Origin of the sequence: Candidatus Methanocrinis alkalitolerans, assembly GCF_029167205.1 — an archaeon.
GTDB classification, from domain to species: Archaea; Halobacteriota; Methanosarcinia; order Methanotrichales; family Methanotrichaceae; genus Methanocrinis; species Methanocrinis alkalitolerans.
This window is the reverse complement of sequence record NZ_JARFPL010000053.1, coordinates 1-12,622: the sequence shown is the minus strand read 5'-3', so window position 1 is coordinate 12,622 and position 12,622 is coordinate 1. Positions and strand designations below refer to the sequence as shown.

The window sequence follows — 12,622 nt, the reverse complement described above, 5'->3', positions numbered from 1 at the left end:
GAGATGAAACGTATCATTGCGGAGTCCTTTTGTAGTTTCGCTAAATGCAAAAGTTATGCAGGTTATTGGATAGAGAAATTTTTATTGAATAATATGCATTATAAAGATTTATGCGAATGACTATAATATATGATTATGTTATCAACGTCTTAACGGCATCAAGACTCAACGGAAGCAAAAATATACATTGAGGGTGCAGGAGCGTATCACAAAAAATTTTTTTTCCGATACTGTCTAGGCCCTCACTTTTCCTTCCATCTTCCGCTCTCTTCATCCTTCTCGTAAACCTTCTTCACCGCGGCCCAGGCGACCTTGTGGGCGGTCTCTTCGCGGGATGCATCACCCCGGCGTTCCTCGGGGTCGGCGTACTCATCCCAGGCGTTGTTGAAGGCCTTCATGTAGATCTCCTGGGCGTGTTTGGGCAGGTTATCTCTGACGCTTTTGGGAAGTTCGTCCAACTCTTCGTAGGGCATGGCACCATCACCAGAGTTATACCATCATCGCATACGTATTGGTCTTTTTCCCTCTCTACAGACGAGGTATTTCGAGAATCTGACCAGATCCGTCATGGCCTGTTATTAAATACCTTCAAGTCCCATAATATCTTCGAGAAGGCAAGGATGGTGTATGATGATGGTTTTAGGGCTGGACCTGGGCAAGCTCAAAGAGAGTTTGGATGCTCTGGAGATCGCCGACCTCTTGGAGATGGCGGAGGAGATGGACTGGACTGCTCTCTCGTCCTCTTCGGGGGGATCGGACCTGGAGGAGCTGAAGAGGAGTCTCAACGAGGACGACCTTGTGGAGACGCTCCTCCTCTTGAAGGAGATGGACCTCGACGCCCTCATCGAGAGCTCCAGGAGCTCCAGCATCGACGAGCTGAAGAGGGCGCTGAAAGGGGTCGACCTGAAGAAGGGGGTGGCGCTCCTCGGGCTGATATTGATGGCAAAGAGGGGGCTTGAGGAGCTCGGCCGGCGGGCCGAAGAGGGCGCGAGCGAAGTCGAGGGCGAGGACGTGGCCGGTCACCCCCCCTCCGCCAAGACAGAGATCGAGGTCGAGGTCGAAAGAGAGGCCGGCGGCGAGGGAGATGACGAGCTCGTCGGATCCGAGGGGTCTGATAAATACCACCGTTTGGACTGCCGACTGGCGGCGAGGATCTCGCCAAAGAATAAGGTGGTCTTCTCCGGGGTCGCCGAGGCAAAATCCCGGGGGTACAAGCCCTGCGCCCTCTGCAACCCCTGACTGCCCTTTTCGCAGAGTTCAGCCCTCTTCGCCCTCGGTGCCCGGCGTCGACCGACCCTTCGCCTCCTCTATCCTCGCCGAGAGTTCCAGCTCAAACCCCTCCACCAACTCGTCTTCCAGGAAGACGTCTTGGACCGCCCCGTCCTTCAGGTAGAAGAGCCGCGCCCCCAGGAGGGGGCAGAAGAGCTCCCGGGCGAGGTAGATGTAGAACTTCATCTGAAACTCGCTCCCCGGCGAGGCGGTGGCGGAGTCGGCGAACTTGAAGTCGACGATCCTCCAGCCCTCTTCATCTCGAACGAGCTTGTCGACCCTTCCCACCAGAAGGTCCTCGCCGAAGGGGCGGATGATCTGGTACTCGGTTCTGACCTCCTCGGCGGATTCTATCTCCCTCACCAGCTCGTGGTCTTTCAGCCGGTCCAGGACGGCCCACACCTCCCGGAGCTCGTCGTCGCCGAACCTCCCGGCGAGGAGGTGAGGGGGCCTCGTCGGCCGCTCCGCCGACCCGAGGCTGGCGAGGGTCCTTCCCCCCTCTCCCAGCCTCTCCAGGATCTGGTGGGCGAGCCGCCCCAGGTCCTTAGGCACCAGAGGCTCCTCCTCTTCTCCGGCGAGATCGTAATCCTCCACCGTCATCGATCCTGGAGGGCGGTCCTGATCCGTCCCCTCCTCCGAGAGCCAGGTCGGAGATATCCGGAGGCTCTCATGGGAGAGGCCGATGGGGTCGATGAGCCCCAGGTCTGGGATCACCGGCTCCCTTGGCTCCCTTTCTTCTCTCGTCGGGACGGCTCCCGAGGGGTCCATGGCGGAACAGTCGACCACCTCGACGATCCCCTCGAAGGCGGGATCTGCCTTCGGCGCCTCCGCCGGATCTTCGCCGGCTTCGACGAGACCGGAGAGGAGATCCCTCCAGGGCCTCGATCCCCTCGTCTTGGGGGTGGTGAGGGTTACGCCTAGGAGGTCTGTCGCCCTGGTGGAGGCGACGTAGAGGGTCCTCTTCTCCTCCTCCGCCTCCCTCATCTCCTCCTCCTCCACCATCTCGAAGAGGGCCGTCCCCTCCTCTGCCTTCTCCTTTGGGATGAGGGTGAAGACGACCTCTCCCTTCCCGCCACCTTCCCTCCTTAAGTGGAAGGGGGGAGATCCGGCGGGCCTGCTCCAGGAGGTCTCGGCGACGATGACCACGGGAAACTCCAGCCCCTTAGCCTGGTGGACGGTCATCACCTTGACGGCGTCCGTCTCCTCGCTCTCTACGGAGGCGGGGGCGAGCTCCTCGAAGGACGAACCGTCGAGCCTGGAGACCACCTCCCGGAGGGTGGGGGCAGCCTCGTCGAGGGCTTCCGCCGCCTCGAAGAGCTTTCGGAAGTTTGCGGTCTTAGTCCTCAGGGGGTCGATCTTTGCGAGACGGACCTCATAGTCGAGCCCATCAGCCGCCTCCTTCAGGATCTCTGAAGGCTTCAGAAGGTCTCTTCTCTCCATCAGCCGGTCGAAGACCTCCCGATAGCGGAGGAGCCTCTTCATCCTCCCGGGGGCGATATCCCCCTCCTCCATCTGGGGTATACAGTCGATGAGGCCGACCCTCAGGCGGCCGCCGTCCTCACCGTCGGTGAAGTTCCCCCGAAACCTAAGACGAGCCAGGTTCTGCAGGTCGAGGCCCACGGCCGGGGAGAGGAGAGCCGTCGCCGCGGCGAGATCGTCTCCGGGATCTGCCAGGAGGCTCAAGATGGAGACGAGCCCCTTGATCTCCGGAAGATCGAAGAACCCCGACTCCCCGACGACGTAGCAGGGGATCCCCATATTCTGGAGGGCCTGCCGGTACCGGTCCCCTGTCCCTCCCCGGAGCTTCCTGATGAGGATGGCGAAATCCCTGAAATAGATCCGCCTCCTCCTTCCGGCGAGGAAGACGTGTCCATCGCCGTCTGACCTCCTCTCAACGAAGGAAAAATTCCTCCCGACGAGGCTCTTTATGAAGACGGCCGCGGCCATCGCCTCGTCCTCCCGGTGGAAGAGGAGCTTCGCCCTAGGTTCCCAGGCTTCGACCCCATCGGTGGGGAGGGGGATGACGGGGGCGCAGCCGAGAGGGCCGCCCCCCCGGAATATCCCGGAGAAGAAGAGGTTTGTGAAGTCGAGGAGACGTGGATGAGACCGATAGTTCTTATCGAGGGTCCGGACCACTCCGCAGCTCGACTCCACCTCTGTCCTGGCCCGTCCGAAGGCCTCCACCTCCGCCCCCCTGAACCGGTATATCGACTGCTTCGCATCCCCGACGTATACCACCCTCGTATCGGGGCCCCGGAGGAGGTCGACGATCTCCGTCTGGAGGTGGTCGGTATCCTGGAACTCGTCGATGATGATGTATCTGAACCGGCCCCGGAGGTGGCGCCTCGCCTCCGGCCTGGATACGAGAAGATCCCGGAGGGCGAGGAGGACCCCGGAGAAGTCCGTCACCCCCTCCCGCTCCATCTCTCCGAGACGGGCCGTGTCGACGGCGGAGAATAGCGAAAGGAAGGCCCCGTTCGCCTCTGCCAGGTCCGCCGCCACGCCCGGATCCTGGTGGAGGGGGACGCCGCCATCTGCCGGCCCCGCAGGCCTCGCCGCCAGGATCTTGTCCCGGTAGAGCTCTTCTCCGACCATGAGGGCTTCCAGGAGGCGGTCGAGGCCAGAGACCTTCAAAAGGGGCTCCAGAAGGTCCTCGTTCTCCACCATACCCCGGAGGGCCTCCCTCCGGGAGATGGGGCGATATATCGAAGCTGCAGCCACCCGAAGACCGGGATCGATCCCGGCGAAGGGGCCGACCTCCAGTAGGATCCTTCCGGCGAAGGAGTCGATCGTCCCGATCCAGGCGAAGGGGATCGATGAGAGGAGGTCTCTCCACCGGGGGTCGCCTCCGGCCCGATCTCCGATCATCCCCACGATCCTCTCTTTCATCTCCCCCGCCGCCTTTCTGGTGAAGGTTATAGCGGCGACGTCGCCGACGTCGATCTCCTCCCCAGACCTGAAGGCCTCCTCGAAGATCTCGACGTACCTCTCCGATATGGCGAAGGTCTTTCCGGTGCCGGCGCTCGCCGATATGAAGAGATCGCCCTTCATCTCGACCTCCCATCGGCCGCCATGATGCAGGGGCCGTCCTTGAAGGCGCAGGAGAAGCAGCTATTATTCGACCCATCCAGATCCGCGGATCTGCGAAACGACCTCTCGACGAATATCCGGTCCAGCACCTCCAGGAGGTCGCGGTCGAGGTCTGAGAAGGTGGGGTGGGGCTTCGACCTCTGCCTGACCATCCTCGCCTCCTTCGGCAAGACCTCCAGGACCCTGGAGATCCCGGGCTTTCTGATGATCCTGAAGAGGGCCCTCATCGAACCCGGCGAAGCCGGCAAGCCGGGGTGGCCCAGGGCGAGGAGGGCGAGGGAGTAGAGCTGAAGCTGCTCCCACTCGGCGGTGGAGGCTGTGGACTTGTAGTCCGAGAGGACGACCTCCACCTCCCCCTTCTTCGTGGGGACGGATAGATCGATCCTGTCGATCCTCCCTCTCAGGACCAGATCGGCGTACTTCTCTGCCGAAAGGGGGAGGATCTCCCTCATCTCCCCGAGGGGGAGGCGGAAGGGGACCTCCGTCAGGACCCTGGCGCCGACGGCGGCCTTCACGGGGTCCTCCGCCTCGAAGACGAGGTAGCCGAGAATCTCGGAGGCGACTTCCCCGACGATCCTCCGCCGGACAGCCCCCCTCCTCCTGATATCCTCGTCGACGAGGAACCTCGCCGCCATCCTCTCCACCACCTCCATCACATCTTCCTGCAAACCCTTCATCTCGGCCCCGATCTGAAGACGCCCCTCCGTCCCGCCCCCGGCGAAGAGGGCTTCGAGGACGCAGTGGCGGAGAAGCCCCCTCTCCATGGGGGAGAGGTCGAAGCTCTCGGCCTCCGGCTCGTCGATCTCCAGGGCCCGCTTGAGGAAGAACTTGAAGGGGCAGCTCTCGAACTCCCGGATCCTGGAGTAGCTATAGCTCCTCCCCAGGAGGGCGAGAGAGAGATCGGGGTCGTCGATCCTCCATCTGAACCCGTCACCCTCCTCCGAAAGGCCCAGGTCCTCGATCTTCTGATGATACTCCTCCGGGACGATGCTCCGGCCGCCGATCGCCAGGGCGTGGGCGCAGATGACCGCGAGATCCGTATTGCTCAAGGGCGCGGGCGGGGCTTTCGGGATCGGTTCGACAGCCCTGACCACTCCTTCCCTCCCCCGGACCGTCCCTACTATCCTCGAGAGCCAGAGGGAGGGTACGAGGGGCTCGCCCTCCCTCGAAGCCTCCGGAAGAGAGACGACGGACCGGGACGACTTCGAAAAGGCGCCCCGAAGCCTCACCCTCTCTTCTCGGTCCCTCATCAGGTGGCGGTTCTGAGCCCACCCCTCCCCACCGCAGGAGAAGTCCCGCAGGTTGTAGAGGGGGTTTGCCCTCCGGGTCGGAAAGAGGCCGTCGCTAAAGCCGGCGACGAACTTGACCCGGCGGTAACGTTCCCGGGAGAGGGCCGGGGAGAGGATCTCGACGGAGCCAGAGGGGGTGGGGCCGGAAGGCTCCGCCTCCGCCGAGATGGAGTCCCAGAGGAGGGTTAGGAAACGATCGAAGGTGAGATCGGTTCTTCCAAGCCCCTTCATCATCAGAACGAGCCTTTCCAGGTGGACCAAAAACTTCCGGAGCGCTGCCCTCTCCCCTTGCAGGTCTGGGAGGTCCGAGAGCATCTCATCCAGAACATCGGTCCAGCGCCGAAGCTCCTCCGCCCAGCCGTCGATGCCGCCCCGAATTATAGCGGCCTCCACCTCCTCGAGCCGATCGAAGAGGGGCTCTGACCGGATAAGGAGATCCATGCAGAGATTCGCCCTCCGTTCGACCTCCTCCACCTCGGCGTCGAAGGTTCTATCGTCGGCGGAGAGGAGGCGGACCGTATCCATGAGGGCTGCATGGTGGATTTTGAACCTCTCGCGCCATCCTCGCCTCAAGGCTGAAAGGTCCCCTTGGGGCGGTAGGAGGAGAAGCCCCGCCGATGAGGCCATCTTCGCCAGCACTGGCCCAGAGGTCTCCACCTCGCCGTCGAGGCCCAAGTCCAGGAGGGCGAGTATCGCCTCGGGGTCGCGGCGGGCCGCCGCCCTGAAGGGGAGGAGGAGGAGCTGGACCGCCCTCCTATCGATGAGCCTCTCCCCCGCCGCCAGCCTCGCAGGAACCCCCGCCCTCTCCAGGGCCCGGAGGATCTCGCGCCCCCGGCGGTGAGGGTCTGCGACGACGATGGATATCTCCCCGGGGCCGAGCCCCTCATCGACGATCAGCCTCTTCGTCTCCCGGCATATCTCATAGGTCTCCGCGTCGGGGTCGGGGTAGCTGACGACGGATACGAGGTCCGAAAGGTCCGATTCCCGCTGGGGAGGTACGTCCCGGAGAAAGGCGTCCAGGCCCATCGATAAGGGGCCGTTCTCAGGGAGGCACTCCTCGAAGGTGACGAAGACCCCCTCCGCCACCAGGAGGGCCAAAAGCGCTTCAAGACCCTCCTGCCTCCAGAGGGCAGGGTCGAGGGTCATCGTCCCCTCTTCGAATAAGGGGATGAGGCGGGCGAGAAAATTCATCTCCGCCCCGGTGAGGTCGGCGAGGCCGTCGACGAAGATCCGGGTTCCATACCTGCTTTTAACGTATCCCCTCACCGATTCCGGCTCGAATTTTAGGAAGGCGTCGGATATGTCGAAGGAGCCCCGCGGCCGGAGCCGATGGACCATCTCTTCGACCTTCAAAGCCAGGGCGATCGCCTCCTCGGAGGCGAGAGCCTGGGCCATCGCCACTTTCCCCTTCATCGAGAGGTCCCAGACCGCCTCGGCGACGTGGCGAGAGAACGCCGGAGAGGACCGGAGGGGTCCGAAGGGTCCCAGGTCCTCATCATCGAGGCCGGCCAGGGCCTCGGCGGCGAGGAGGTTCAAAGCCCCCCGGCTGAGGCGGATCTCGTCCGGATGGGCGGCCCGGTGGAGGTCATCGGCCACCTTCGAGAGGGGGACGAAGCTTCCCGCCGGGGCCGGCCCAGCCACCCGCCTGGCGAACCTCTCGGCGAACTGTGCCGCCTCCCCCGCGGAGGGTCCGATGAAGGTGTAGGAGAGGGGGCCGTCCCGGTGGGCTTCCTCCATCTCGGCCGCGAGCCTCTCGGTCTTCCCAGATAGGGCGGGGCCCCGCAGGATTTTGAGCATCAACTCTATCATAGCCTCCCTTCTCCGCCAGAAGCTCTGCCGTCGTTCTATATCCGGTTTGCCGGCCTGCACTGGAGGGCGAGGATGATGAGGTGGATCTGGAAAGGGCTTATGATCCGGAAGCTCCATGGGGAGGGGGATGACGACCTCCGAGGAGAGGGCGAGGGCGGCGGCGACGATAGACCCAGAGTCCCTGGCGGAGGCGAGGGCGGCGGTGGAGGCGCGGTGCCGTCTCTTCCTCAGAAGGCTCGACCTGCTGGAGGCGGGCATCGAGAACGTCAGGAGATCCGGGGATGTCCACCGCTTCTCCCTCGCCCTCTCGATGTTCCTCCTCGACTCCCTACCCCTCAAGCCCGAAGCCTGCCCCTTCTGCGTCCAAAACGCAGGCTGCAACCGCTGCCAGGGGTGCGGCTACGCCGAGGCCCACGGCGGGAGGTGCGACGCCGAAGCCTCCGCCTTCGGCCAGCTCATTGAAGCGGTCATAGATCTCGCCGGCCAGCTTCACGTGCTCCGAAACGATCTTCCTGCCCGGGCCATTGATCTACAGGATGCCGGAGAGGGGCTGAGATCGTCGATCGAGGGGTCGAGGGCTGCTGCGAAGGAGCTGATGGTGGAGGCAGAAGAAGCCGACGTCTCAGGGCTGATGGAGGCGAAGAGGGATTATGTCGGGGCGATCCTCGACGCCCTCCCGGCGGGTTGTATCGGATCTCAGCAGGTCGACGGATCCCTGAAAGAGGTGAGGGAGAAGCTCGTCTGGTACTGGTGAGATAAAAAGCCCCGAATATCTTTCAATCTGATTTCAGCAGATGGCAGTCGCCTCCATCGGGTGAGGTGGCCGGATTAGGCCTGCTTCAGCCAGCTATTTAAGCTCAGAGGTAGTAGACATCATCATGAAATGCAGCGAGCCTTGCCGCGGGTTCTGTCGGTGGATAGAGACGCTGCCCCATCACAAGAAGTACGTCCTCAAGAAGGAGGAGTACCCGACCCTCCCCAACTGCTTCAAGGAGACGATCCTCGGGGAGTCGGTGCCAGGATCGGTCCGGCAGCTCCGGGGGCCGGCGGGGTCCCACGTCCACGAGTTCCCCGACCGGTGGGTCCTCCACCGGGACGTCGCCGACGCCGAGGACGACCCCCTAGGCCACCTATTGAGCGACGCTCCCGAGTACCTGGTCTCGGCGATCGCGGGGCTCGCCACCGCCCTCCTCGCCAAACAGAAGAGGGACGGCAAGAACGCCCTCCTAGCCGGGTGGTCGATGACCGCCTTCCTCCTCCTCCTGGGGAAGATGGGAAAGACGATCGGCGAGGACGAGAGGGAGAACGAAGCCAAGGCGCCGCGCATATCCTGAGGTGCGAGGGGCTCGGTCTGGCCTTGGCCCTGCCCCTTCATCGGTATCTTCAGGTCCGTCCCTGGCCCCTTCGCCGCCCCTCCTCGCCCCATTTCGTCCCGGGGAGGGCCGTCCTGGAGGGGGTTGCTCGTCCGGCATGGAGAGGTTTGGGATCTTTTGGGGAGAACGTCGATGACCGGGGTCGAAAGCCATCTCGCTTACTTCTTCTTCGCCTTCGCCTCGATATTCATAATAGTCAACCCCGTAGAGGCTACCATCGTCTTCATCTCCCTCACACCGGAGGCCTCCGTCGAGGAGAGGGCGAGGATATCCCTCCGGGCCGCCTCCGTCGCCTACTTTGTCGCCGTCCTCTTCGCCCTCACAGGGGACCTGGTCCTCCGGTTCTTCGGGACGACGATCGACGCCCTCCGGGTCGCCGGAGGGATCCTCCTCTTCATCATGGCCATCGATATGCTGAAGGCGAGGCCCCGGAGGAAGGTGACGGAGGCGGAGCTCGCCGACGCCGGCGACCGCGAAGACGTATCGATCTTCCCCCTGGCTACGCCGCTATTGACCGGCCCTGGAGCGATCACCACCGTCATCGTCCTGATGGGGACGGCTCCAGGCCCCGCCGAGAAGGGGGCGGTATTCCTCGCCATAACGGCGACCTTCGCTGCCACCTACGTGATCCTCAGGTCCTCGGAGTACGTCGGCAAGATCCTGGGTCTGACGGGGATTCTGGTGATGACCAGGATCATGGGCCTCTTGCTCGGGGCGATCGCCGTCAACTTCGTCGCCGTCGGCGCCTGGAACATCTACGCCGGAATGGCGGGGATCTCCTGACGGCGCCGGATCCGGCCGGAGCCACCTGGGTCGTCGGCCCTCCCTCGCCGCCACCCTCGATGGGGTCGAGTTCAGGCAGGATCGATCGCCCTCGCCACGAGGTCGATGAGGTCGATCACCTCGATCCCGGCGCCGGCATCCCTGAGGTTCCTGATGCAGAGGGGGCAGCAGGATACGATGGCATCGACGCCATCGGGGACGTCCTGGAGCCTCCGTCTTGCGATATCGAGGGAGAGGTCGGGGTAGCCTGCCCGGACGCCGCCCCCGCCGCCGCAGCACCGGGCGTTCTCCCTGTTCGCCTTCATTTCCACAAGGTCGCAGATCGCCCTTATCACCTCCCGGGGGGGGTCGTAGATCCCACCGTGCCTTCCCAGGTGGCAGGGGTCGTGGTAGGTGACGGTGATGTCGAGCCTCTTGAGCTTGAGCTCAGGGAGACGATCGGCGAGGAACTCGGGGACGCTGACCACATCGAACTCCGGGGGGTAGTCTTTTTTGAGGGCGGAGAGGCAGCCAGCACATCCCGTGATCACGGTCTTCACTCCCATATCCCGGATCTGGCGGAGGTTTTTGTCGATGAGCTCTCCAGCATCGGAGCCGGTCCTGATGAGGGGGGAGCCGCAGCACTGCTCATCGGGGAGGAGAGCGACCCCGAACCGGCGGAGGATCTCGAAGGTCTTCGCCGCCACCTCGGGGTAGCGGTAGGAGTCGAGGCAGCCGACGAAGTAGACGCTGTCGGCCTTCTCTTTGATGGCGCCGGGGTCAGAGAGCCAGCCGAGCCGGTCCCCAAGCTCGCCGAAGGTGTTGCCGCTCTCGTTCACCTTCTCTCTGAACCCGGCCTGGGCCTCGGTCATGATCCCTTGGGATACGAGCCCCTTTCTCGCCGACTGGACGATCATAGGGGGGTTTGCCCCCGCGGGGCATTTTGCGGTGCAGATCCCGCAGGTGGTGCAGGTGTTGAGGCTGTCGAGAACATTGGTGTCGGGGGCGAGCCCTTCCCGGAGGGCTTTCGCCACCATGATCCTGCCCCGGGTGTTTCGCGACTCCCAGCCCAGGACCTCGAAGGCGGGGCAGACCGACCGGCAGGTGCCGCACCGGACGCAGAGCTCGATCGACCGGGAGTCGATCTTCATTTCGTCCTTCGCCCGGATTCCGGCCTCTCTCCTCCCCTCGCTCATTCTCATCCTTCGCCTCCCGAGGGCGGTCCATGGTCATCGTCGAGGCCGAGCTTTCCGGGGTTCATGATCCCTTTCGGGTCGAGGGCCCGTTTTATGGCCCTCATCACCGAAAGGGCGCCGGAGCCTACTTGTTCCATCATGTACTCCGCCCGGGCGGCGCCGATCCCGTGCTCGGAGCTGACCGTCCCTCCGAGGCGGATAGCCGCCCGGTGGATGGCGTCTGCTGCCCCTTCGAGCCTAGCCCACTCCCTCGCGTCGAGGACGTCGATGAAGAGGGCGACGTGGAGGTTTCCGTCGCCGATGTGGCCGTACTTCATCGCCGGTAGACGGAACCTCTCGGAGATCTCGGCGACCTCCCTTATCAGCGCCGGGATCTCCTTTATCGGGACGCCGACGTCCTCGCCGACGTAGATCCGGCTCTTGGTCGGGTCGAGGCGAGAGACCGCCGCTCCGACGAGGCGGCGGGCGGCCCAGATCTCCTCCATCTCCTTCTCGCCGGAGGCCGTCATCACCGAGGATGCGGTGGGCGAGCAGACGGCGGCGATCTCCTCGGCCGCCTCCACCACGGCCCCCTCGGACCCGTCCACCTCGAAGAGGAGGACGTCGCCGTCGGGGAGCCTGAGGCCGGGGTCGCACCGCCGCAGGACCGCCACCGTCGTCCTGTCGAGAATCTCGCAGGCGGACGGGACGATCCCCGAGGCGAAGGTCGCGGCGACGGCCCTTCCGGCCTCCTCCGCGGAGCTGAAGGAGGCGATGACGAGCCTGCGGGCCTTCGGCAGCGGCGCGACGCGCAGGACCGCCTGAGTGATGACCCCCAGGGTCCCCTCCGAGCCGATGAATAGGCGAGTTAGATCGTAGCCCGCCGCCGCCTTGAGGGTCCGCGAGCCCGTCCTGACGACGGAGCCGTCGGCCAACACCACCTCCAGGTCGAGGACGTAGTTACGGGTCGTCCCGTACTTGACGGACCTCATTCCGGAGCCGTTGTTGGCGATGAGGCCGCCGAGGGTGCAAAAATTCGCCGAGCCGGGGTCGGGCGGGAAAAAAAACCCATGAGGTCGCAGCCGCTCATTCAGCCGCGCCTGGACGACCCCCGGCTCGACGACGACGGCCAAATTGGCGAGATCCATCTCGACGATCCGGTCCATCCCCGAGAGGTCGAGGACGATCCCGCCCCGCAGCGCCACCGCCCCGCCGGCGAGCCCCGTCCCCGCGCCCCGGGCGGTGACGGGGACCCCTTCGGCGGCGGCTAGGCCGACGACGTCGGAGACCTCCGCCGTCGAGAGGGGGCGGACTACGTAGTCCGGGGTGCCCGACACCATCGAGGCGTCGGAGGAGTAGCAGAGCCTCTCGGCGGGGGAGGCGGTGGCCCTCTCGCCGACGATATCGCGGAGCTTATCGATAATATCCATGGAAGACCTCATTTTGCGGGAGAATTGCGGCGCCGAATGGCTGGCGGAGTCGGAGGAGGAATTCCGTCGGGGGGATATAATAGGGTATCGATGGGTGGGGCTTGCAAGGTTATTTTAGGTGTGATTCGGTCTCTAGGATGCAGTTCATGTGCGAATATGCAATATTGAATGGCAATACGAATTATATTATTTTTACAATAATTAAATCCTACTTTATAATCATAGTTGACCAAAACGCGTATAAACTTGCCGAGTAAAAGGATTGCAAATAGGCCTAATTTGATTCATGGCAAAATACGGTGGTGACCGTTTATCCGGTTGATGTTATATAATATGGGTGTGTAAGTAGTTCACGCAGAGTCCAATTATGATCAATCAATCCCTGCTGCTTCGCAGGAGAATTCTTCTTGCAGCACCCGTTTTCG

The 12,622-nt window shown here is 63.4% G+C and carries 9 protein-coding genes; 4 read left to right on the top strand and 5 right to left on the bottom strand.

What is annotated here, in order from left to right; all coding sequences use genetic code 11:
- Window positions 1-242 precede the first annotated feature (242 nt).
- Window positions 243-473, bottom strand: a complete 231-nt coding sequence (locus P0O24_RS11565) for a ChaB family protein (protein WP_316969913.1) — start codon at window positions 471-473, stop codon at window positions 243-245.
- 154 nt (window positions 474-627) lie between these two features.
- Here P0O24_RS11565 and P0O24_RS11560 point away from each other — a divergent pair, with 154 nt between their 5' ends.
- Entirely contained in the window at window positions 628-1,239 is a 612-nt protein-coding gene (locus P0O24_RS11560) for a hypothetical protein (protein ID WP_316969912.1), read from the top strand.
- A gap of 18 nt (window positions 1,240-1,257) precedes the next feature.
- Here P0O24_RS11560 and P0O24_RS11555 read toward each other — a convergent pair whose 3' ends face one another.
- Both P0O24_RS11555 and P0O24_RS11550 read right to left on the bottom strand, forming a co-directional pair.
- Entirely contained in the window at window positions 1,258-4,320 is a 3,063-nt protein-coding gene (locus P0O24_RS11555) for a UvrD-helicase domain-containing protein (protein WP_316969911.1), read from the bottom strand.
- A complete protein-coding gene (locus P0O24_RS11550) occupies window positions 4,317-7,457 on the bottom strand; it encodes a PD-(D/E)XK nuclease family protein (protein WP_316969910.1) in 3,141 nt (1,046 codons plus the stop codon). Before P0O24_RS11550 ends, P0O24_RS11555 begins: the two co-directional genes overlap by 4 nt.
- Before the next feature lie 127 nt (window positions 7,458-7,584).
- Between P0O24_RS11550 and P0O24_RS11545 the strand changes: the two genes are divergently transcribed.
- From P0O24_RS11545 to P0O24_RS11535, 3 genes are all read left to right on the top strand, one after another.
- Window positions 7,585-8,211, top strand: a complete 627-nt coding sequence (locus P0O24_RS11545) for a hypothetical protein (protein ID WP_316969909.1) — start codon at window positions 7,585-7,587, stop codon at window positions 8,209-8,211.
- Between the two features lie 124 nt (window positions 8,212-8,335).
- Window positions 8,336-8,791 (top strand): hypothetical protein, encoded by a 456-nt coding sequence (locus P0O24_RS11540; RefSeq protein ID WP_316969908.1) that lies wholly within the window; start codon window positions 8,336-8,338, stop codon window positions 8,789-8,791.
- A 171-nt stretch (window positions 8,792-8,962) separates the two neighbouring features.
- Window positions 8,963-9,613: a MarC family protein gene (locus P0O24_RS11535; protein ID WP_316969907.1), complete on the top strand. Its 651-nt coding sequence runs from the start codon at window positions 8,963-8,965 to the stop codon at window positions 9,611-9,613.
- 71 nt (window positions 9,614-9,684) lie between these two features.
- On the opposite strand, the gene P0O24_RS11530 is transcribed toward P0O24_RS11535, so the two are convergent.
- Together P0O24_RS11530 and P0O24_RS11525 are read right to left on the bottom strand one after the other, a co-directional pair.
- A complete protein-coding gene (locus P0O24_RS11530; RefSeq protein ID WP_316969906.1) occupies window positions 9,685-10,794 on the bottom strand; it encodes a (Fe-S)-binding protein in 1,110 nt (369 codons plus the stop codon).
- Window positions 10,791-12,197 carry an FAD-binding oxidoreductase gene (locus P0O24_RS11525; protein ID WP_316969905.1) on the bottom strand — a complete coding sequence of 469 codons (1,407 nt, stop codon included), beginning with the start codon at window positions 12,195-12,197 and terminating at the stop codon, window positions 10,791-10,793. The genes P0O24_RS11530 and P0O24_RS11525 overlap by 4 nt, the downstream gene beginning before the upstream one ends.
- Between the last annotated feature and the right edge of the window lie 425 nt (window positions 12,198-12,622).

What these genes read in the sequence shown, in the direction of transcription:
- P0O24_RS11565 (WP_316969913.1), bottom strand. Translation starts at nt 473, where the DNA reads ATGCCCTACGAAGAGTTGGACGAACTTCCCAAAAGCGTCAGAGATAAC.
- P0O24_RS11560 (WP_316969912.1), top strand. Translation starts at nt 628, where the DNA reads ATGATGATGGTTTTAGGGCTGGACCTGGGCAAGCTCAAAGAGAGTTTG.
- P0O24_RS11555 (WP_316969911.1), bottom strand. Translation starts at nt 4,320, where the DNA reads ATGAAGGGCGATCTCTTCATATCGGCGAGCGCCGGCACCGGAAAGACC.
- P0O24_RS11550 (WP_316969910.1), bottom strand. Translation starts at nt 7,457, where the DNA reads ATGATAGAGTTGATGCTCAAAATCCTGCGGGGCCCCGCCCTATCTGGG.
- P0O24_RS11545 (WP_316969909.1), top strand. Translation starts at nt 7,585, where the DNA reads ATGACGACCTCCGAGGAGAGGGCGAGGGCGGCGGCGACGATAGACCCA.
- P0O24_RS11540 (WP_316969908.1), top strand. Translation starts at nt 8,336, where the DNA reads ATGAAATGCAGCGAGCCTTGCCGCGGGTTCTGTCGGTGGATAGAGACG.
- P0O24_RS11535 (WP_316969907.1), top strand. Translation starts at nt 8,963, where the DNA reads ATGACCGGGGTCGAAAGCCATCTCGCTTACTTCTTCTTCGCCTTCGCC.
- P0O24_RS11530 (WP_316969906.1), bottom strand. Translation starts at nt 10,794, where the DNA reads ATGAGAATGAGCGAGGGGAGGAGAGAGGCCGGAATCCGGGCGAAGGAC.
- P0O24_RS11525 (WP_316969905.1), bottom strand. Translation starts at nt 12,197, where the DNA reads ATGGATATTATCGATAAGCTCCGCGATATCGTCGGCGAGAGGGCCACC.